The sequence below is a fragment of the Vibrio sp. 1F169 genome (genome assembly GCF_041439605.1).
Taxonomy (GTDB): Bacteria; Pseudomonadota; Gammaproteobacteria; order Enterobacterales; family Vibrionaceae; genus Vibrio; species Vibrio tasmaniensis_A.
The window spans coordinates 1-19,831 of the sequence record NZ_JBGOOI010000077.1; the positions used below are offsets into that span (position 1 = coordinate 1).

The 19,831-nt window shown below is 44.4% G+C and carries 18 protein-coding genes; 7 read left to right on the forward strand and 11 right to left on the reverse strand.

Going from position 1 to position 19,831, the window contains the following annotated elements; translation table 11 throughout:
- Positions 1-655, forward strand: a 655-nt coding sequence (locus ACED53_RS19890) for a hypothetical protein (RefSeq protein ID WP_371692956.1), incomplete at its 5' end; no start/stop codon positions are given.
- A 203-nt stretch (positions 656-858) separates the two neighbouring features.
- Here ACED53_RS19890 and ACED53_RS19895 read toward each other — a convergent pair.
- The 3 genes from ACED53_RS19895 to phhA form a co-directional block, all read right to left on the reverse strand.
- A complete protein-coding gene (locus ACED53_RS19895) occupies positions 859-1,959 on the reverse strand; it encodes a Fic family protein (RefSeq protein ID WP_029225422.1) in 1,101 nt (366 codons plus the stop codon).
- Positions 1,960-2,100: 141 nt separating this feature from the next.
- On the reverse strand, positions 2,101-2,439 hold the full coding sequence (locus ACED53_RS19900) for a 4a-hydroxytetrahydrobiopterin dehydratase (RefSeq protein WP_004732613.1): 339 nt from the start codon (positions 2,437-2,439) through the stop codon (positions 2,101-2,103).
- Positions 2,429-3,223, reverse strand: a complete 795-nt coding sequence (gene phhA / locus ACED53_RS19905) for a phenylalanine 4-monooxygenase (RefSeq protein WP_017100493.1) — start codon at positions 3,221-3,223, stop codon at positions 2,429-2,431. The genes ACED53_RS19900 and phhA overlap by 11 nt, the downstream gene beginning before the upstream one ends.
- A 199-nt stretch (positions 3,224-3,422) precedes the next feature.
- Here phhA and ACED53_RS19910 point away from each other — a divergent pair, with 199 nt between their 5' ends.
- The gene (locus ACED53_RS19910; protein ID WP_017100492.1) at positions 3,423-5,444 is read left to right on the forward strand and encodes an acetoacetate--CoA ligase; all 2,022 of its coding nucleotides are present in this window, start codon (positions 3,423-3,425) and stop codon (positions 5,442-5,444) included.
- Between the two features lie 526 nt (positions 5,445-5,970).
- Positions 5,971-6,900 (forward strand): carbamate kinase, encoded by a 930-nt coding sequence (locus ACED53_RS19915; protein ID WP_012601290.1) that lies wholly within the window; start codon positions 5,971-5,973, stop codon positions 6,898-6,900.
- A gap of 211 nt (positions 6,901-7,111) precedes the next feature.
- Here ACED53_RS19915 and maiA read toward each other — a convergent pair whose 3' ends face one another.
- From maiA to ACED53_RS19945, 6 genes are all read right to left on the reverse strand, one after another.
- Positions 7,112-7,816 (reverse strand): maleylacetoacetate isomerase, encoded by a 705-nt coding sequence (gene maiA, locus ACED53_RS19920; RefSeq protein ID WP_017100491.1) that lies wholly within the window; start codon positions 7,814-7,816, stop codon positions 7,112-7,114.
- Between the two features lie 21 nt (positions 7,817-7,837).
- Positions 7,838-8,875 carry a fumarylacetoacetate hydrolase family protein gene (locus tag ACED53_RS19925; protein WP_017100490.1) on the reverse strand — a complete coding sequence of 346 codons (1,038 nt, stop codon included), beginning with the start codon at positions 8,873-8,875 and terminating at the stop codon, positions 7,838-7,840.
- A gap of 9 nt (positions 8,876-8,884) precedes the next feature.
- Entirely contained in the window at positions 8,885-10,060 is a 1,176-nt protein-coding gene (locus ACED53_RS19930; RefSeq protein WP_017100489.1) for a homogentisate 1,2-dioxygenase, read from the reverse strand.
- On the reverse strand, positions 10,053-11,126 hold the full coding sequence (gene hppD, locus ACED53_RS19935; RefSeq protein ID WP_017100488.1) for a 4-hydroxyphenylpyruvate dioxygenase: 1,074 nt from the start codon (positions 11,124-11,126) through the stop codon (positions 10,053-10,055). The genes ACED53_RS19930 and hppD overlap by 8 nt, the downstream gene beginning before the upstream one ends.
- A gap of 365 nt (positions 11,127-11,491) precedes the next feature.
- Complete coding sequence (locus tag ACED53_RS19940; protein ID WP_017100487.1) at positions 11,492-12,151, reverse strand: HAD family phosphatase; 660 nt, start codon at positions 12,149-12,151, stop codon at positions 11,492-11,494.
- A gap of 352 nt (positions 12,152-12,503) precedes the next feature.
- Complete coding sequence (locus ACED53_RS19945; RefSeq protein ID WP_017100486.1) at positions 12,504-14,930, reverse strand: response regulator; 2,427 nt, start codon at positions 14,928-14,930, stop codon at positions 12,504-12,506.
- Positions 14,931-15,018: 88 nt separating this feature from the next.
- Between ACED53_RS19945 and ACED53_RS19950 the strand changes: the two genes are divergently transcribed.
- Positions 15,019-15,777 carry an ABC transporter substrate-binding protein gene (locus tag ACED53_RS19950; protein ID WP_017100485.1) on the forward strand — a complete coding sequence of 253 codons (759 nt, stop codon included), beginning with the start codon at positions 15,019-15,021 and terminating at the stop codon, positions 15,775-15,777.
- A 209-nt stretch (positions 15,778-15,986) separates the two neighbouring features.
- Here ACED53_RS19950 and ACED53_RS19955 read toward each other — a convergent pair whose 3' ends face one another.
- Both ACED53_RS19955 and ACED53_RS19960 read right to left on the reverse strand, forming a co-directional pair.
- Positions 15,987-16,547 carry an NADAR family protein gene (locus ACED53_RS19955; protein WP_017100484.1) on the reverse strand — a complete coding sequence of 187 codons (561 nt, stop codon included), beginning with the start codon at positions 16,545-16,547 and terminating at the stop codon, positions 15,987-15,989.
- Positions 16,548-16,737: 190 nt separating this feature from the next.
- Complete coding sequence (locus ACED53_RS19960; RefSeq protein WP_004732575.1) at positions 16,738-16,932, reverse strand: PA3496 family putative envelope integrity protein; 195 nt, start codon at positions 16,930-16,932, stop codon at positions 16,738-16,740.
- A 361-nt stretch (positions 16,933-17,293) separates the two neighbouring features.
- Between ACED53_RS19960 and ACED53_RS19965 the strand changes: the two genes are divergently transcribed.
- Genes ACED53_RS19965 through ACED53_RS19975 form a run of 3 tightly spaced genes read left to right on the forward strand, consistent with a single transcriptional unit; the run spans position 17,294 to position 19,602 of the window.
- Complete coding sequence (locus tag ACED53_RS19965; RefSeq protein WP_029223838.1) at positions 17,294-18,118, forward strand: ABC transporter ATP-binding protein; 825 nt, start codon at positions 17,294-17,296, stop codon at positions 18,116-18,118.
- A gap of 9 nt (positions 18,119-18,127) precedes the next feature.
- On the forward strand, positions 18,128-19,060 hold the full coding sequence (locus ACED53_RS19970; RefSeq protein WP_017100483.1) for an ATP-binding cassette domain-containing protein: 933 nt from the start codon (positions 18,128-18,130) through the stop codon (positions 19,058-19,060).
- Positions 19,057-19,602 (forward strand): hypothetical protein, encoded by a 546-nt coding sequence (locus ACED53_RS19975; protein WP_017100482.1) that lies wholly within the window; start codon positions 19,057-19,059, stop codon positions 19,600-19,602. The genes ACED53_RS19970 and ACED53_RS19975 overlap by 4 nt, the downstream gene beginning before the upstream one ends.
- Positions 19,603-19,831 lie beyond the last annotated feature (229 nt).

The window sequence follows — 19,831 nt, forward strand, 5'->3', positions numbered from 1 at the left end:
TATCACTTACTACCGTTTTTGTTTTGAGTTCCCGCTAATCCGCGATGAACCTTTTAAATGGGCAATTGTCGGACTAATCATTTGTTCATCAATACCAGTTGCTTTCACACTCATTCGTGTAATGTTCTTCAAAGAAGATTTTTCGCAAGTGTTTGATGAAGCGCCCAGTTTGTTTTCAATGATGTTACCACTTTACGCTCCAATACTTTGGGTCGCGTACTCCTCTAATAAAAGTTATAAACTTAGTAAAAGGTTAATTGAGGAATATACGCACAAAGAAGTTTCTAGTAGAACATTTGAAGGTTTATCAACTCAAATTTCTAGCATTGGAGAAGATGATACTAGCGGTGAGCTCAGAACTAGACTGCTATTTAATCTACTTCAGGTGAATAGTGAAAACCCTGGCAAACTCATTTCTGATTATAATAATTCAGATCATCCAATAATTGACGCTATTGATAAGAGTTCTAAGTTAGCAGACTCTATTAAAAAGCTAGATAATGTACCTGTGGTTAGCCAATTGTTAAAACACTTAAGCGCCAGAGAGCAGGCTAAAGTTGACGAAAAAATTAAAGAGTCAAAAGCAATTTTAGAAGCTCAATTAAAGGATTCAAACGAAGAAAATCATGAATCTAAAAGACAATTAGATAGTTGAGAAAAAGTAGATTTAATGTTGTGTGAGCCCTATAAAGTTTTAGCTCAAGAGTATTTGTATCGACTTCAAACACATTAGTCACTTTGACCAGTAGTGTAGCTTCATCCTGTACTTTAATTGGTCAATGAACCTAAATAGCTGCCAATACTCAGTCTGAACATTGGCAGCTTTTAAGTATAGAAATGAGAGTAGGTGTATCAACCCTACTCAGGCAACAGATAGCGCGTGCTTCGGCCACCAGAACCAGATTTGACTAAGCAGCCATGCTCAATCAAAGAGTTCAAATGACGTGTTGCAGTGGCACTACTCACCTTTGCTACTTTCTGATATTGGCTGGCATTGATACCTTCTGAAAAATCACCATCGAGCATCCTATTCAGCACTTTTACTTGTTCTGCCGTAAGCTTTGTTTGGTCGATGCTGCGCCAATAGTTGGTCTTATATACAGTTTGATCAACCTCAGCGAAAACGCCTGTAAACGTCTCATCTAACGTATCTAAGAACCACATCAACCATTCGCTAATATCGAGTCCACCTTTCTGGGTTCGCTCCAATATCTCGTAGTAATGCTTGCGGTTAGCGAGAATCCCCACCGACATCGCATAGAAACGTACCGACTGCTTCTCTGCTTGTGCTAAAGCCAAGTCGGTCAACAATCGAGTAATACGGCCATTACCATCATCTAACGGGTGTAAAGTGATAAACCAAAGGTGGGTTATCGCAGCTCTCAGTAACGGATCGAGTGATTCATCGGAAAGTGAACCATTAAACCATGTGATAAACACATCTAACTCAGCATCAAGAATGTCTCGGCTAGGTGCTTCAAAGTGCACGGTTGGGCGGTCAATTCTTCCTGACACAACTTGCATCGGAGTGTCACCTCTTAGCTGACCTCCGACTACAGGGTTAAACATGGTGTAACCTTGAGGAAACAGTCTATCGTGCCAATGTAAAATCCGATCAAGCGCTAGTGGCTCTGTTAGGTTCTGCACCGCATCCAACATAATTTCAGCCAGGCCATCGGTTTGTTCTGTCGTAGGAAAAGGTCGATCTTCACTGACACCGAGTTTATTGGCTAAAGAAGATCGGACCGAGAAAGCATTAAGCTTTTCTCCCTCAATCGCACTGGAATGGACTATGTTCGCTAATAAGGTGTCGAGCATGGTTTGGGATTGATCCGCAGACTGTGAGGCAATCTTGCCCAATAGAATGCCCTGATTAAGCCGTACTTCTCTTAACCTCACGCCTATTTTCTGATTATCCCAAACAAAGTTTGGCCAATTATCTTGCTGCCAAATCCACATATTACGCCCCATGATGCGAAAGTATCACTTATTCAACTCATACTATGAGCTGTTTAAGGTAATTATTCAACTCACATTATGAGCCGAATAATGAGTTAATCGCATCACAGAGGTTGCAAGAGTAACTTCTAACCTACAAAACTACTCACTCACCGCAAACACATCGCAGCGTGAGGCGCAAATGAAGTCATTCTTGTGGAGGCCTTTGATTGAGTGGCTCCACCAAGTGACGGTGACTTTGCCCCACTCCAATAAGATCGAAGGGTGGTGGAATTCTTCTTCTGCCAACTCTGACACTTTGTTGCTGAATGCCCATGCTTGTTTGTAGTTCTTAAACTTAAACACCTTCTCAAGCTGCGGGATACCGTCTCTTTCGATGATCTGCCAATCTGACAACTCCAACAGTAAAGACTGTTGTTCATCTTTACTTAGGGCAATCGCGTCGATACTGCAGGCTTCGCATTTTTGTTCATTCAACATGTGTTGGTTCCTTGGGTTCAAAAAGTGGTGGTAGTAACCCCGCGTCGATGGCGAGATCAGCTTGCTGTAATAGGTTTTTCTGACTGATTTTGAAGAGCTCAGACAGCTCGTCGATCACGTAATATTTCGGCTGCATGATGTCGATACGATAAGGGGTTCTTAACACCGTTTGCAGATCGAACCGCTCACGAACCGCCAAATCACCGCCCAATGCGTACATGGTTTCCGCCGGAGAAGAGAGAATGCCACCGCCATAGATTTTCAATTGTTGGCCTTCTTTTACTAAACCGAACTCGACCGTAAACCAATACAAACGGGCAAGATAAGCGCGCTGTTTAGATGTGGCGGCTTGGCCTAGTTTTCCATAATGCTCAGTGAAAGCCGCGAAATCGGCATTAGTGAGCATGGCACAATGGCCGAAAATTTCATGAAAGAAATCAGGTTCTTGTAAGTAATCGAACTCGTCTCGCGTTCTCAGAAATGTCGCCACTGGGAATTTCTTATTGGCGAGCAAATCAAAGAAACGGTCGAAGTCGATCAATGCAGGCACAGGCTGGACTTGCCAACCTGTTGTTTCCATTAGCACTTTGTTTATCTCTGGCAGCTGGGGAACTCTGTCTAATGGCAGATCCAGCAGGGTCAAACCATGCAAATAAGCATCGCATGCGCGGTCATTGATGACGTCCAGTTGCCTTTTCACTAAGTCGTGCCAAATGGCGTCTTCTTTGAGGCTCCACTCAACCCATCCCTCTTGGCTCACGGGCTTAGAATGATATTGAGTCATTACACACCTCCTTTCGAATGTCTCACTTTAAGCCTATCTCCACTCCTTATATCCGCCAATTTGCACGATTTTTCGAAACGGGCGATCGTGTAACATTTTATTTACACAATTCCGAAAGCCCCTTATTTTGCTGATCTTTTGACTTTGTAAAACCTAAATACCAGACTGAAATCGTTAACTTTTTGTTAAAGGTAAAGGAATGCACGAAAGCAATAAGCCAATTTGGCAACCTAGCGACCAGCGTATCGCACACGCTAACGTAACCCGATTTATGGATAACCTCGATCAACAGGGCGTATTCGAGCGGAAATTGAAAAACTACACGGATCTTCATCAATGGTCTGTGGAGCAGCCGGAGTCGTTTTGGCAGAACGTGTGGCAGTTTTGTGGAATGGTGGGTTCGCAAGACGGTATTAATAAGGTAGAAAGCGAGCAAATCAAAACTCAAGGTGAAAGTCGCTGGCAGCAACCAAAATCAAATCGCGATGCGGTGTGGTTTCCGAATGCTCAAGTTAACTACGCCGAAAACTTGCTGCATTCAGCAAAAGCGTTGCCAAACGAACTTGCGATTTGGTTTGAGAACGAACGTGGCGAACAGCAAAGCTACACATGGCAAACCTTGTGTGAGGAAGTCTCTAGCGTTCAACAATGGCTAGTGGATTGTGGCGTGCAACAAGGCGATGTGGTCGCCGCTTATACCCCCTACCTGCCGCAAACCGTGATTGCGATGCTAGCGACCACCAGCTTAGGCGCGATTTGGACATCAACCTCGCCTGATTTTGGCGTCGAGAGTGTGATTGAGCGATTTGGCCAAGTGAAACCCAAGGTGCTGTTCACCTGTGATGGCTACACCTTCAATAGCAAAACATTCGATATGACGGACAAGAACCGTGAAATCATCGAGCACTTAAACGCGCTAAAACAGGTGTGTGAGATCGGTTATTTGAAACCGACTCATGATTTAGAGAAGAAAAAAGTTGAACATGATGTGTCGATTCTAAGTTGGAACAGCATCATTAATCACCATCAGCCAAAACCTCTTCGATTTACTCGTGTCGGCTTCAATGAGCCTCTGTTTGTGCTCTACTCTTCCGGCACCACAGGCAAGCCAAAGTGCATTGTGCATTCTGTCGGTGGCACTACCATCAACCACCTAAAAGAACATCAACTTCACTGCGATATCAAACCGAGAGATCGCGTGTTCTACTACACCACTTGTGGTTGGATGATGTGGAACTGGCACGTATCTGCACTCGCGAGCGGTGCTTGTTTGGTTATCTTTGATGGTAGTCCGGTTTATCCACAACCCAACGTTCTGTGGGATTTAGCGCAGCGAGCTGCTGTGTCGACATTTGGCACCTCAGCCAAGTACCTAGAAGCGATTGAGAAAGCGGAACTCTCACCTATCGATAGTCACTCTCTTCCCCACTTAAGAACACTGTGCTCGACGGGTTCAGTGCTCTACCCTGAGCAGTTCGATTTCGTTTACAAGCACATCAAACAAGATCTGCATTTAGCGTCGATTTCTGGCGGCACGGATATTTGTGGCTGCTTTGTTTTAGGTAATCCAATCTCACCAGTGTATCGCGGTGAGTGCCAACAGGCAGGGCTCGGCGTCGACATCAAGGTGTTCAACTCTTCTGGTGACAAGGTCAATCACGAACGTGGCGAACTCGTGTGTACAAACTCCCTACCCAACTTCCCCGCAGGCTTTTGGAATGACATCGGAGAGCGCTATCACAGCACTTATTGGGATAGGTTCGATAATGTCTGGCATCACGGTGATGAAGTCGCGCAGAGCGCACATGGCGGCTATCTGTTCTACGGTCGAGGCGACACCACACTCAACCCTGGTGGCGTGCGAATTGGTACCGCTGAGATCTATCAACAAGTGAACACCATTGAGGGCGTTGTTGACTCGATAGCAGTCGGTAAAGACATCGATCGTAATGAGCAGATATGGCTGTTTGTTCAACTGCAGCAAGGTGTGGTTCTAGATGATAAGTTATTGACAACCATCAAAAGCAAACTCAAATCATCTTGTTCACCAAGGCATGTACCAAGCCAGATATTTGCGATCAGCGACGTGCCAAAAACACGCTCAGGCAAGTTGGTGGAATTGGCAGTGAAACAGGTGATCAATGGCAAGAATGTAGAAAATCTCGGGGCAATTGCTAACGCCAAGGTTTTGGAAGAGATAAAGCGCGTTGTTTCGCTTTAGCTTTAGCCTTAGAAAGTGGCTAACTATCTCCAATTTTCACTTGGCTGTCAGATAACATCTAGAGTAAAGGCAGCCGATTGAAAACTAAATCGAAGCCACTCTTTGAGCTCATGAACCCTCTCATCTGTTTGGCTTCGTGCCTTTTCTAAAGATCTTAATGCGATCTGAACGTCATATTTAAAACAAATTTTGAAAATTAATCATTTTATAGCCAGAGATAATATTCACTAAAGACGAATCATTTATACAAAAAAAGAGTCCACTACTGGATTGTATCCAAGCTTATGGATATTTAATCGAATTACAATAACTCCCGTTTCCACAGCTCCATTTCTAGTGAAATGATAATTTGATAGCTATCACATTTAGAACAGTTATTTTCCCATACTATCTCGGCATGTTAATTACTTAAGAGTAATTAAAAAACTAGTCACTCCTATTAATAAGCTTGAATTTAATTAGAAACAAGCGGTTAATCCCTACGTAAAATAAATAAAATCATTATTAAATGATCGGAGACATTATCATGCGCATAGTATTAGCTTTAGGCGGTAACGCTCTTTTAGCAAGAGGCCAAGCATTAACGGCTGAGAACCAACGTGAAAATATAATCAAATCAGCGGCGAGTATTGCTGCGATAGCACGCGAGCATGAGATTGTTATCGTTCATGGTAATGGCCCACAAGTAGGTTTGTTGATGGAACAAAACGCGGCTTATAGCGAATATTCGCCAGAGACGACACCATACCCAATGGATGTACTCGGCTCTCAAACCTGTGGCATGGTGGGCTACATGTTACAACAAGAGCTCAGAAACATTGACCCTGAATTAGACGTAGCGACGCTAGTCACGCAAACTGAAGTATGCAAAAAAGACCCTGCGTTTGCTAACCCGACTAAATTTGTTGGCCCTGTATATACAGAGCAACGAGCTAAAGAATTAATGGCTCAAAGCACAATGCAGTTTAAAGCTGATGGCGAGTACTACCGACGCGTTGTGCCTTCTCCTATGCCAAAAAGCATTGTTGAAATTCAGCAAATTGAAACACTTCTAGATACAGAAAACCTTGTTATCGCTTGTGGCGGCGGCGGTGTTCCCGTGAGTATTGAGCAAGGTAAGAGTACTGGCGTAGAGTGCGTCATTGACAAAGATCTTACGGCTGAATTACTGGCTGAAAAAATCCATGCCGACTTATTTATTATCTTAACCGATGGTTCGATTTTCCGTAACTACGGTAAAGAAGACCAAGCAGAAATGAAGCAAGCAACGCCTGCTGGTTTAGCAGAATTTTCATTCCCTGCTGGTTCTATGGGGCCAAAAATTGATGCCGTTTGTAAATTCGTTGAAGCTGGATTGGGTAATGCGGCGATTGGTTCATTATTTGATTTAGATAAAATAATTACCAATGAAGCTGGTACTCTGATTACGAAAGGCGAAGGTATTGTTTATTACTAATATTATCGAATGATAATCACCACTAATATAAAACCTTGGGTTAAAGCCTCTTATTTAATAACGAGGATTTTTTATTAGGTCCATATTAATGCTAAACGAGATAAATATTCATACGCTTACTGCATTTAATATATTTAATGTTGGAAACCGCTTCTTTCAAGAAACGGTTTGTTAGCGCAAGGGAAAAGTATTTGCGTTTACATCAGCGAATCTACATGGACTCATTCGCATCCGCTTGATTCTCTGGCATCGCATCGATAAAAGCGGGTAACTGATTACATGCTTCGACAATTGCGTTAATCAGCGGATAAGGCGACATATCAACACCAAAGCGCAGCGCGTTGTAAACTTGCGGCACCAAGCAGATATCGACAATACATGGTGAGTCGGTGAGGCTATAAACCGAATCACCATGTGTTTGACGATGCTTAGAAAGCTTCTCTTCTAACGCCGAGAAACCTTGGTTCATCCAATAGTGAAGCCAATCCATTTTTGCCTCTTGCTCGCACGACAATTCTCGCTCCAAATACTGCAGCACACGCAGGTTATTAAGAGGATGAATTTCCATAGCAATATCCTGAGCCATTGCCAACGCTTGATAACGCAGCGGCACTTGCTCTGGAATGAGCGAGGTGTCTGGGCTGCTCTCACACATATAGTGTTCATCGAGATATTGAAGAATAACCAACGACTGATTGAGTTGAACTTCACCATCCACTAGCACCGGCACCAATTCACTGGCGTTGATCTCGCGATATTGTGGATCATGCTGCTCGCCGCCATTACGCACCAAATGCACCGATTTAGACCCATAGTTGAGCTGTTTTAGGTTCAATCCGATACGCACTCGATAGGCTGCAGACGAGCGCCAATAACCGTAAAGTAAAATGTTCTTGTTCACGATGCTCTCGCTCATACTGAAACCCTATTACGTGGACTATAGCACCCGATACTGGCTCACTTTTTGGTCTATCGCGCCAAAAATGGAATCACCCGCCGCATCAAACATCTCAAGCTTGATCGAGTCACCAAACGACATGAATTGAGTCGACGGTTTACCATCACGGATGGTCTCAATCATACGAACTTCAGCTATGCATGAATATCCCACACCGCCCTCGGCAATTGAGGTGCCATGGTCAGTGCCTTGCTTATTGGAAACCGTGCCCGAGCCAATGATTGCACCGGCCGATAGTGGGCGAGTTTTCGCAGCGTGAACAACTAATTCTGCAAAGTTGAAGGTCATATCCACACCTGCATTCGGGCATCCAAAAGGTGCGTCGTTGTAGGTTGAAGTCAGTGGCAGATGCACCTTGCTGCCTCTCCATTGCTCACCAAGCTCATCAGGTGTTACCGCAACCGGAGAAAACGCCGAAGACGGTTTAGACTGGAAGAAGCCAAAGCCTTTCGCGAGCTCAGCCGGAATCAAGCCGCGCAGCGACACATCGTTCACCAACATCAGTAATCGAATCGACTCGTGCGCCTGTTTAGCACTTGCACCCATTGGCACGTCACCGGTCACAATCGCGACCTCACCTTCGAAATCGATGCCCCATTCGTCGCTGGCAAATTCGATGTTGTCACGAGGGCCGATAAACGCGTCTGAGCCGCCTTGATACATTAATGGATCGACCCAGAAGCTTTCTGGCATTTCAGCACCACGTGCTTTACGCACCAATTCAACGTGGTTTACATAAGCGCTGCCATCAGCCCATTGATAAGCACGTGGCAGAGGCGATTCACAATACTGAGGTGCAAACACTTCACTGCCTGTCACATGCCCGTTGTTTAACGAGGTGTATAACTCTTCTAACTGAGAAGCCACGCTGTCCCAGTTATCCAATGCTACCTGCATGGTTGGCGCTAGATGCATCGCATGGAAAATTTCGGTGGCAGCTACGCACTGTTTAAGATCTTTACTTACGACCATCAATAGACCGTCGCGAGTGCCATTTTTCTTGGTTGCTAATTTCATCCTTGTCCCTTACTTCTTATCGTCAGCCATGGTTTGAGAACCTGTCTCTTGCAAACCCGTGTCTTGCCAACTGTAGACATATTCTTTGTTCTCAACGCTATCGAGTTCATCAGAGAACTGCAGCGCGTGGCGAGTATCGATCATCACCGCCACTTCGTCGGTAAACTTCTTCTTATGCGCCTTACCTGCCTTAAAGGCTTTAGGGTGAGGTCCATGAGTGAAGCCTGCTGGATGGAAAGTCACCATGCCCGCTTCAATATTGTCACGGCTAAAAAAGTCACCAGCGTGATAGAAGAGTACTTCGTCGTAGTCGTCATTGTTATGGTAAAACGGCACTTTCAATGCACCTGGATCGCTCTCAATCGGGCGTGGTACAAAGGTGCACACTACAAAGCCTGCTCCAACAAACGTCGTATGCGCAGATGGTGGCAAGTGGTAGCGATGTGACATCAGCGGTCTGATATCGCGCCAATTCACTTTCACCACCGCTAAGTCGCCATGCCAGCCAATTGCATCCAATGGATTGAACGGATAGGTGATCACGCTGACTTTGTCGTGGCGCTTCACCTGAACCTGAGTCTGGTTTTCAGAATACTGATCGCGAAATTGATCATTGATTGAAGGAATGTCGAGCACCGCAGGATCAAACACCGCGTGATTACCGACCATGCCTTTCTCTGGCAAGGAGTAAGCCGCGTCTGTGTTCTCAATCATCAAGATAAACATCGGCTCGCTTGGCTCTAAACGCCAGTTGGTCGAGCGCGGGATCATCACGTAATCCCCTTCACTCACCGCTAGATGACCATAGTCACAATAGAGATCGGCGCTGCCTTGATGAATGAACAGCAGCTCATCGCCATCGGAGTTACGCACCAAGAAATCCATCTTCTCATCCATTCGCCACACACGAATTTTGCAGTCCGCATTGTGCAAAAGATGAGGCACCGCCCAAGGGGTTATCTGGCTGGCTTTTTCCACCAGCGTAAAATCAAAAGCGCGAGGACGTAAATCGCCCTCCCACTCCGACCAACCTGTTGGGGCATGTTGGTGATGAAAGTGAGCAGCAGGGCCGAAGAAACCACTTCGGCCGGCTTCTCGCTCATAGATTGCCTCTTCGGGGAAGTCGGCGTGCGCTTGTTTAGAACACACACCCTCCCGATGAGGAAACGAGATCCATTTATGCATCGTCTAATACTCCTCGACGAATCTGGTCCTCTTCAATCGATTCAAACAGCGCCTTGAAGTTACCTTCGCCAAAGCCTTCGTTGCCTTTACGCTGAATGATTTCAAAGAACACAGGCCCGATTACGGTCTGCGTAAAAATTTGCAGCAAAATGCCGTCTTTGGTCGGCGCGCCATCAATCAGAACGCGTAGGTCACGCAACAGATCAGTGTCTTCCCCGTGGCCTTTCACACGATCGTCAACTTTCTCATAGTAGGTATCTGGGGTTGGCATAAAGTCCATGCCGCGATCACGCAGAGTCTTCACCGTTTTGTAGATGTCATCGGTGGCGAGTGCGATGTGTTGGATACCTTCGCCGTTGTATTCGCGAATAAACTCTTCGATTTGTGATTTGTCGTCGGAAGACTCATTGATAGGGATACGGATTTTGCCACACGGTGAGGTCATGGCGCGGCTCACAAGGCCTGTCAGCTTGCCTTCAATGTCGAAGTAGCGAATCTCACGGAAGTTACCAAGACGTTCATAGAACCCCGACCACACATCCATATTGCCTTGCTTAACGTTGTGCGTGAGGTGGTCGATTTCATACAAGCCAACATTGGCTTCGGCCATGCGCTGTTCCGCATCGTCATAAAATCGGAAATCGACGTCATAGATACTCTGCTTGCCATAACGATCTACAAAATAGAGCAGGCTTTCACCGATGCCGTAAATGGCAGGAATGCTCAGTTCCATCGGCCCTATTTCTGTCTTGTACTCTTCACCGCCGCCCTTAAACGCTTGCTCCATTGCAGCGGTTGCTTCATTGACACGAAAAGCCATGCCACAGACCGATGGCCCATGCACTTTAGCGAACGCTTCCGCTTGGCTGTGAGGCTGTTCATTAACGATGAAGTTGATGTCACCTTGTCGATACAGCCAAGCCTCTTTTGAGCGGTGCTTGGCGATCTCAGCAAAACCAAGTGACACAAACAGCGCTTTAAGTTGCTCAATTCCCTTGTGGTCAACGGCCGTGTATTCAACAAACTCGAATCCATCCGTGCCAAGCGGGTTGTATGTATCCACCATGAACTTTCTCCTTGTACCTATCGGTTTTGTGTTGTGTTGTGTATTTTTTGTCCTTAATTAAATTTGGCCCACAAGCCGAGATAATGGAATGGGTGGAGGGAAATGGGCAATTTCGATGAAACCCTGTTAATTTGTAAAATATTTGTTACACACAAACCATCAAGACAAGAAAGTGAGTGCTATCAAGGAATTGAAAGATGGTGGTTTGATTTACAGCAGAGTAAGAGATGTTATTGAATTGTTACATCTATCCTTTTGTCAGCTAAGGTAATAAATCGAACATTAGACTGATGATGCAAAAAAACCGCTGTCGTCAGCGGCTTGATGAGTTCTAGAGCGAACCTAATTCGAATTGAAAATTTGCGTTAATCCCAGTTGAGGATCGACCAATTCGGTTGATCAGACAGTGCTTTCAAACGCGGGCATGGATTCACCAAGTAAGCAAAGTCAGCGTGTTCGCACAAAGGTAAGTCGTTGATTGAATCCGTATAAAAATGAATGTCTGAGTAGTTAGTTTCTTGATTGTCTAACCACTCTTTTAAACGGGTGACTTTACCTTCACGGTAGCTTGGCACACCTAAGATCTGAGACGTGAAGCGGCCTTGGTTTTCAATCAAGTCGATACCGAGTGCATTCTCAATACCAATCTTGCGACCGACCGCTTCCACTAAGAAAGTTACACTGGCAGAGATGATCAACATGTCGATGTCATCATTCTCAAGCTTCTCAATCAAAGGTTTCGACTGCTTGAACTGTCTAGGCAAAATATGCTGTTCAACACACTCTTCCACCAAAGCGGTAACTTGCTCTGTTGGCATATCGGCTAAAGGCTGCATGGAAAACGTTAGGTAATCTTCCATGTTCAGTTTGCCTTCCGAATACAGGCCCATTAAGCGCTTATCTTCTTCAATAAAGTTGGGCGCAGTGGCAATGCCCTTTTCAACCAAGAATTCATTCCAGAGCATCGCTGCATCGGCATTGATCAGCGTTTCATCCATATCAAATACATACAAAGGTTTGAACATCTTAGGCTCTCACGGGTTGAATTTCGTTAAGGTTAAAACTAAACCATAGTTCTAGTTGGCTGCATGCTATAACGGGATTGTGACATTAAGAGCATATTTTCGTGGCAGTTGTATTTCACGGCTATGACAATCACCACATGCTTGTTTTCTTAAATACAACAGCTTATGGATTCAATCAGTATTGATACACATAGTTACTTAACTATATGTATTTAAATAACTATGTGTATTTAGCTAACGAGATGTATTGGCTAACCAAGTGCTCATTAGCAAAAAAAAGAAACTCCGACTGATGCTGTCGGAGTTTCTTATAGAGTTGGATATGCTTTAGCGAGACATCAGCTAATTGAACCTAAACGATTTTCTGCTCATGTTCCTTGCTCGACTCAGTTCCTTTCGACAAGAAACTGGCAACGATCTCTCTCAGTTTCCCTTGATTGACGGGTTTTGGTAAAAATTCATCCATACCCACATCGAAGCACAAATGCTTATCTCGTTGCACGACGTTGGCCGTCAGCGCAACGATAGGAATGTGTTTAGAGGTTCCTTCTTCGAGCGCTCGGATCTGCTTGGTCGCTTCGAAACCATCAAGAACTGGCATCTGGCAATCCATGAAAATCATCACATAGTCATTGGCCTTAAATTTCTCGACACCAATTTCACCGTTGTCTGCAATATCCACCTCAAACCCCAGCTTCTTAAGCATCATTTTGGCGACTTGTTGATTCACTCTAGAATCTTCAACGACCAAAACCTTACCACTAAACGGAGCAGCCACTGGTTTTGGCTCTTCTTTGATTGGAGCTTGTTTGTCTATTTGTGTCGTTCTAACAGAAGCAGATGTCGTAGCTTCAACAGAACCCGATGGTTTGGTTAATGGCACGGGTTGATTATCTTTAAACGCTACCTCACCTCGATTTGGATAGGTAAAGATTGAGGTATCAGCCGATCTCGCCAGGACTTCACTCAGCGTCCATTTAAGCTGATTATCTTGATAAGGGCGAGCAATGTATGCAACAAAACCCACTTGTTTGGCGCGTGCTTCATCCTGTTTTCGAGGATCGGCAGAAATCATCACTAGCTTCGGACAAGCTTTGTCAAAACGCTCAATCAAACTTCTTGCTAATTGGAATCCATCAATAGACGGCATCACTTTATCAATCAGCACCAGATCATAAGGCAACGACTTCGCCACAGACTCTGAAACAAGCTCTAACGCTTGAGTGGCGGTTTCACAGCACTCAGACTTAACGCCGAATGATTGAAGTTGTGTTGAGGTAATACGCATGTTCAACTGGCTGTCATCAACCAAAAGTACCGAGACTTTATTAAAATCGATGTTGCTCTCGTCAACGTCTAAGCTCGGGTCAAAGTCAGCGGTAAAGTAGAATGTACTTCCCTTACCTACGACACTGGTTAGCTCAAGCTTACTGCCCATTAAGGTCACGATCTTATCGCATATCGTAAGACCAAGCCCCGTGCCTCCGTAGATGCGGGTGGTGCTACCGTCGGCTTGTTGAAACTTATCGAATACCGATTGTTGCTTGTCTTCTGCGATACCAATACCACTATCGGTCACCTCAAATTTCACTCTGAGCTTTTGTTCCGGCTCTATGACTTCTTCTAAACGAAGTGAGAGCATGACATGACCATGTTCGGTAAATTTGATGGCATTGCCAACTAGGTTATTCAGTACTTGTCTTAACTGAGTGCCATCGCCAATCACCATGGTTGGGATCTTAGGATCAATCGCCAGTTGGAATTTGAGCCCTTTTTGCTCGGCTTTAACTCTGAAGGTCGACTCTACGTCGGCAGCAATACCCATCATTTTCATCGGTTCTTGCTGAAGCTCTAAACGACCCGCTTCAATCTTCGAGTAGTCGAGAATGTCATTGATTAAATCGAGTAGAGTAAGCGAAGAGGTGTTGAGCATGTCGACATACTCTTTTTGCTCTTTCGGCATATCCATTTCAGAAAGCAGTGATGAAAGCCCGATAATCCCGTTCATTGGAGTGCGGATTTCGTGGCTCATGTTGGCAAGAAATTCACTCTTGTTGCGGTTCGCTACCTCTGCAGTATCTTTGGCTTTTTCCAATTCTTGGTATTGTTGACGAATACGTTCAATCGACTGATTGTAGCTACTCTCTAGTGTAGAGATCTCATCACTGTATGTAGAGTTAGTGGGTGTTAGAAATCGCGGTTTGTTGTCTTCAACCTGTTGATGGTTGATCTGAGAAGACATGGTCATTAAGCGCTTAACTACAAGGCGGTAGACGATGGTTAAACATACCAGAGACAATAAGAAGATTTTAACTGCTTCGAAGGCGAGCAATAATAACACCCGGTCTTCAAAGTCGTTGAGAATCATACTTAGATCAGACTGCACCGTGAGCGTCGCCAGTTGGAACTCTGAGCCTCCCATCTGATGCACCATATCCCAAGATTGAGAATAAGACTGACCGGACGTCTGTTGACCTAATTCTAAAATTTTTTCATCGGGGCTTTCTATTAACAGATAACTGACCGAGGGTAAGCGAGAGATACCTTCAGCTTGCACAAACAGTTGCTCTCGGTCTTCAACCCACAAACTGGCGGTTAAGCCAGAAAGATAACCATCCTTAACTTGTTCGATCTGAGAACTGATAAAAGAAACTCGATTTTGGTACTCCACATACAAACCTAGACCTGTCACTATGACTGTGAATAAGGTACTGATTGCGATGATTACCCCGATCAACTGTCGGGAGAGTCCAATATAGCGTTTTCCTTTATTCACCATACAAAAATTACCATTATTGTTATCCTAGCAAACTACAATTACTCAACTAGTATAATAGTAGTCATTCATCAAATAACTAGGGAAGGTTATGAAAAAACATCTAATAGTTGCATCCATAGTCAGTTTGTTTTCAAGCAGTTATGCTTTTGCAAGCGAACCTGTTCACTACTACATTATTGCAAGCCAAGCGCAACCTTTTCAGATCGAAACTGACGGGTCATCTCACAGAGGAATGGTTTCGGATATTGTTGAAGCCGTATTTGACGACAGCCAATACGAGATCGATTACCACACCTACCCTTTCAACCGAATGATCGATAAGCTCGACGCTAGAGAGAATCCAAACTGGGTCACCTATGGCAGCCCAAGTTGGGGAAATATCCAATCTGTAAACCTGTCTAAAGATCCGATTTACAATGTAAAACATGTGTTACTTAGCAGCGGCAAGAAGCCATTTGAGTTCAACACTATCGATGATTTAAACGGAAAAGCGGTTGTATTGCTGGTGGGGTTTGAATATCCAAATCTAGAGCCTTATATCCAACAAGGTAAGCTTAACGAGATTCGAGTTAAAGATTACAGCGCGGCTTTTCGTGTATTAAACCGAACTCCGGGTGATACCGTTTTTGTTGAAATGGAATCTCGAATCAAATACAACCTAAATGAGCAGAAACTCAGTATTGATGACTACCAGATGCAAGAGTTTGGCTCAGTGATTAATAACTACCCCATCCATTTAGCATTTGACCCAGAGATGGATCCTAAACTGCAAAGCTTCATCGACCTGCGCCTCGACCAAATGAAAGACGATGGTCAGCTCAACGACATCGTACAGAGTTACTTATAGCAACAGCATCAGTTGTAACCTTCGCATAAAGGTATAGCTTAGGTATCGTAATTTAGCTCTCTTCGATGACTAACTCGCTCTTAAGCCTAAAAGGCTGCCCTGATTAGCACAGAAGCTAAGTAGGGCGGCCTTTTTTAATTCATCTTTAAGGGCTAAAAGAGTTTACCTGTAATCGACCTACTTAATTTGGAACCACGGAGGTAAATGGATTAGTGTGCAGCAATCAAATGCAGTTGCTGAGTACGAAGCTCTTGTCGTACTGCCATCAGAATCTTGCCTAAATGGTTCTCGCCGGTTCCATCGCCACCATCCCCCCAGAAGTGGTCTTTGTGCGAATGTTCTTTTATCACCGAATCTCCGGTATTAGTAAGAAACAACGCAAACTGTGGGTTCTGCCTGAACTTCTCTGTGACAATGAACTGCATCACTTCAACACGAATGTCATACCAATCTTCCCGAACTTGCTCTTCATAATCACGGCTTAAAGAGAATGCTTCAGCAGGAGTCGAGGCTTCGAGAATGGTGTTACGCAGCGCTTGAGAGGCAAACTTCATCGCTTGATAATAATGCTCGCTGGTTGCCCAAACTTGATCGTCGATTTTGATAGGACAAGCGGCAAAATTTGACAGGTACCCGTTTGGATCTTCAGGTTCATAGAACAGCACTTCTTTGGCTTTAGCCACCGAATTAGACATAGCCTTCTCCTTACCAACAACATCGCATATTTTTGCTTTAACTTTAAAATTAGTGGCGTTGCATATAACTGTCAAACAACTTAGTTAAAGAGTATGCCAAGGGCATGTTTTTAGTCGAGAACAAATAATGTAGAGGAAGGACAATGGATTTAAATGGTGAGAGGCAAGGAGCATGGTTTACTTATAAAAAGCACAAACTTCTTTAAAAAAGGCATATAAATCAAAGGGTGGCGGTGCGCCACCCTTCTAAATGCAATGGGGATTGTTAATGAATTAGACCTAGCTCCCTCGCTTCTTCCAGGCTAAAACCGCTTTCTCTAATTTCTCTTAGAGCTTCAATACGACGACGAGCTTCAGCAGATTTCATTTTCTTTTCTGGTTTGAAAGATACTTCTTCTTCAGCATCCCACTTATTTGCAATATTTGTCATTTCATCATGGTTGATAGAATTAATGGACATGTTTTCCTCCGAAAAGCACCATGTAATGGACAGGTAATCTGTAGCAAATGCTATTTCGCTTGTTAAGCAATTCTGTACTGAAATGTGATGATTCCGACGCTTCACAAAGCTAATTAATAAATGCCTCATTTAAACTTTGCCAAAGCCATTTTCTGCCATTACATTTAAAAGATTCCCCATAAGAAATGTGGTTTGATCCACCTCTCATTTTCCTCGTTCTCATTTCCTATTTCCCGCTGAAACTTCATGAAATAATCAAAAAATAATTCGAGTCACTTCATTCTTTTTGTGCTCTTCTCTTCCACTAAATTCAACACATGTTAATGATAATAGTTATCAATATCATAACTGAGTGTTTATCATGTCTAGGGAAAATTCAGAGACACCTCTTCTCGAAGTGAAGAATCTATGTGTCGATTACATTACCGATGACGGCGATTTTAATGCCGTAAAATCCGTAAGCTTTAATATAGGCCAAGGCGAGATTTTTGGTTTAGCGGGAGAATCCGGGTGTGGCAAAAGTACCATCGCATTTGCCATTAACCGGCTGCATAAGCCACCGGCTTTCATCTCTGGCGGGCAAATACTGTTTGGCGGGCAAGATCTGCTGAGCTTATCGGACAGCCACTTGAACACCTTACGTTGGAGTGAGATCGCAATGGTGTTCCAGAGCGCGATGAACTCGCTTAACCCTGTACTGACCATTGAAGAACAGTTTGCCGATGTATTGCGCCACCACAAGGGCATGAACAACGAGCAAGCAAAAGATCGCGCCGAAAAGTTACTCGACCTAGTCAATATCCCTCGCCACCGTCTAGCCGAGTACCCGCACCAGTTTAGCGGTGGGATGCGTCAACGTTTGGTGATTGCGATAGCTCTCGCGCTCAACCCTAAGTTAATTATCATGGATGAACCGACCACGGCACTGGATGTGGTTGTACAGCGCGAAATTCTGCAGCAAATACACCAACTCAGAGAAGAGTTTGGTTTCTCAATATTGTTTATCACCCACGACCTCGCACTAATGAGCCAACTGTGCGATCGAATTGCCATCATGCGTCATGGACAGATAGTTGAAGTCAACCAAGCCCATGAGATTCGCAATAACCCTCAGCACTCCTACACCCAAAAGCTATGGAGTTCCTTCCCCAATATTCACGAACATGCTCACGCAACTGCGTGCTAGGAGAGCTCCATGTCACAACCTATTTTTCAAGTAAAAAACCTCGTTAAAGAATTCACTGTTGGTGGTGGATTTGGCAAAGAAGAGATCTTTAGAGCACTGCATGGGGTGAGTTTTGATTTACATGCAGGTAAAACATTGGCACTGGTTGGCGAATCAGGCTGCGGGAAAAGCACCTGCGCTCGACTGATGACCAAAGTGTATCCGCCAACAGAGGGAGAAATACTGTTCAATGGCAGAGATATTTCTACCTTAAAAAGTCGTAAAGATATCTTGGATTACCGAAGCCGCGTGCAAATGATATTTCAAGACCCATTTGGCTCACTCAATCCAACCCACACCATTGAACACCACTTAACGCGGCCCCTTAAGATCCACAAGCAAGTTGCTACGAAACAAGCTCTCACAGAGCGTCTCAAAGAGTTGTTAACGCTGGTGGAATTACCCGTCGAAACTCTAGCGAAATACCCTCACGAGCTCAGCGGCGGCCAAAGACAGCGCATAAACTTAGCCAGAGCACTTGCCGTCGGTGCTGAGGTTATCCTTGCCGATGAACCCACCTCTATGTTGGATGTTTCAATACGACTCGGTGTTTTGAACCTAATGCAGAGGATGAAGAAAGAGTTAGGGATAGTTTTTTTGTACATTACGCATGATCTCGCAACAGCACACTACATCGCAGAAGAGACGGCTGTGATGTACAAGGGACAGATCGTTGAGTGGGGATCAACCCAGTCGATCTTAACCAACCCACAACACCCGTACACTAAGTTATTGATCTCTGCTGTGCCCGATCCTGATCTACCATTTGGCGAACTCGTGAAAAATGAGCCAAACTATTCAATAGACGCTGATCGTATTCGTGAACAAAGCAGTGAAATACAGCATGAGATCAAGCAAGTTTCAGATAATCACTATGTTAAACAGTGGGATAACGTTGCATGAATGAACTAGACACTTGGTTAGAGCGGATCGGAGATTGGTACAAAGACCGAAAGCATGATCAAGTGGAGAAGTTAGAGCCTTTGATCTTAACGCCTCCAGATGCACTCTGGGGGCCTTTGATCACGGATGAACAGAGCAAAGGCATCGCATGCTGGTTAGACGGATGCTTGAGAATCTTTACGCTTTATCGATATGAAGATGAAATTCTGACGGCATCGACAAAGCTTCCACCACCAAGCCCACCATCTATCTCAAACGAACTTAGTGGCTCGCACCATCAGGAAAAAGCTTTCCAATACCTGATGTTTGCCTATAGCAAGCTTCAAGCTGTGTCTTCTAATCCAAAATCAGAACCTGACTTACAAGAGTGGTGTACACAGCGGCTACAGCACTTGTGTGTATTGGCTTTGGAGTTTACCAACCAACAACAAGAACCCCGCTGGAAAGAAGAGTCAGAGAAATTGATCGAATCGCATGTACGCTTTATGGCAAGTCAACACCAGAACGATGATCAAGGTATGGCTCTACGTCAACTGCACTGATCCACTCCTTGTTCAATCCCTGTTCGATCAAGCATCAAAGCTGAACCCCATCAAAAATAAGCACCATAGAAAGCATGATCTCACCTTGATCATGCTTCAGGAACGGACTCCATAAGCTGTAGAATTTAAATGGTAAGCTTTTGAATGTTAATGATTAGCCGAATTACAGGCAAAAAAAAAGGTTCATCGCGGATTAGCGGGAACTCAAAACAAAAACGGTAGTAAGTGA

Coding starts and splice junctions, on each gene's coding strand:
- ACED53_RS19895 (WP_029225422.1), bottom strand. CDS start 1,959: ATGTGGATTTGGCAGCAAGATAATTGGCCAAACTTTGTTTGGGATAAT.
- ACED53_RS19900 (WP_004732613.1), bottom strand. CDS start 2,439: ATGTTGAATGAACAAAAATGCGAAGCCTGCAGTATCGACGCGATTGCC.
- phhA (WP_017100493.1), bottom strand. CDS start 3,223: ATGACTCAATATCATTCTAAGCCCGTGAGCCAAGAGGGATGGGTTGAG.
- ACED53_RS19910 (WP_017100492.1), top strand. CDS start 3,423: ATGCACGAAAGCAATAAGCCAATTTGGCAACCTAGCGACCAGCGTATC.
- ACED53_RS19915 (WP_012601290.1), top strand. CDS start 5,971: ATGCGCATAGTATTAGCTTTAGGCGGTAACGCTCTTTTAGCAAGAGGC.
- maiA (WP_017100491.1), bottom strand. CDS start 7,816: ATGAGCGAGAGCATCGTGAACAAGAACATTTTACTTTACGGTTATTGG.
- ACED53_RS19925 (WP_017100490.1), bottom strand. CDS start 8,875: ATGAAATTAGCAACCAAGAAAAATGGCACTCGCGACGGTCTATTGATG.
- ACED53_RS19930 (WP_017100489.1), bottom strand. CDS start 10,060: ATGCATAAATGGATCTCGTTTCCTCATCGGGAGGGTGTGTGTTCTAAA.
- hppD (WP_017100488.1), bottom strand. CDS start 11,126: ATGGTGGATACATACAACCCGCTTGGCACGGATGGATTCGAGTTTGTT.
- ACED53_RS19940 (WP_017100487.1), bottom strand. CDS start 12,151: ATGTTCAAACCTTTGTATGTATTTGATATGGATGAAACGCTGATCAAT.
- ACED53_RS19945 (WP_017100486.1), bottom strand. CDS start 14,930: ATGGTGAATAAAGGAAAACGCTATATTGGACTCTCCCGACAGTTGATC.
- ACED53_RS19950 (WP_017100485.1), top strand. CDS start 15,019: ATGAAAAAACATCTAATAGTTGCATCCATAGTCAGTTTGTTTTCAAGC.
- ACED53_RS19960 (WP_004732575.1), bottom strand. CDS start 16,932: ATGTCCATTAATTCTATCAACCATGATGAAATGACAAATATTGCAAAT.
- ACED53_RS19965 (WP_029223838.1), top strand. CDS start 17,294: ATGTCTAGGGAAAATTCAGAGACACCTCTTCTCGAAGTGAAGAATCTA.
- ACED53_RS19970 (WP_017100483.1), top strand. CDS start 18,128: ATGTCACAACCTATTTTTCAAGTAAAAAACCTCGTTAAAGAATTCACT.
- ACED53_RS19975 (WP_017100482.1), top strand. CDS start 19,057: ATGAATGAACTAGACACTTGGTTAGAGCGGATCGGAGATTGGTACAAA.